This is a genomic window from Methylobacterium sp. J-077 (genome assembly GCF_022829365.1).
GTDB lineage: Bacteria > Pseudomonadota > Alphaproteobacteria > Rhizobiales > Beijerinckiaceae > Methylobacterium.
Window position 1 is genome coordinate 1 of the sequence record NZ_JAKSYJ010000248.1, and the last position, 529, is coordinate 529.

Below are 529 nucleotides of genomic sequence, written 5' to 3' on the forward strand. Positions count from 1 at the left end.
AACGCCATCGCCATCAGGAGTTCATCCGCTTCCTCAACGCCGTCGAGAAAACCGTCCCGGCCAGCAAGGCCATGCACGTGATCCTCGATAACTACGCGGCCCACAAGCACCCCAAGGTCATCGCCTGGCTGGCTCGCCACCCGCGCGTCACCTTCCACCTCACCCCAACCAGTGCGTCCTGGCTGAACGCCGTCGAGGGCTTCTTCGCTGCCCTCACCAAGCGCCGGCTCCGGCGTGGCACTTTCCTCGGCGTCGTCGATCTACAGGCAGCCATCAACCGCTACCTCGCCGAACATAACCTCGACCCGACCCCCTTCCGCTGGAAAGCCGACCCAGACACCATCATTGCGGCCGCAGCACGGGGGCATCAAACGTTGGATTCAATCCACTAGATGTTTGGTCCCACCGTGTGGTGATACATCTGGTGCCACATGGAGGGACGCGCTATGGGACAGATTCTCCACGGCAGCGCCACAACGACAGAGACGGTCCGTCGGGCAATCCAAGCTCGTAAAGAGAGCGTGAGAGC

General features: G+C 62.0%; 1 protein-coding gene. It reads left to right on the top strand.

The features are described from left to right. Positions 1–392, top strand: a 392-nt coding sequence (locus MKL11_RS31735) for a transposase (protein ID WP_243951126.1), incomplete at its 5' end; no start/stop codon positions are given. Positions 393–529: the final 137 nt, after the last annotated feature.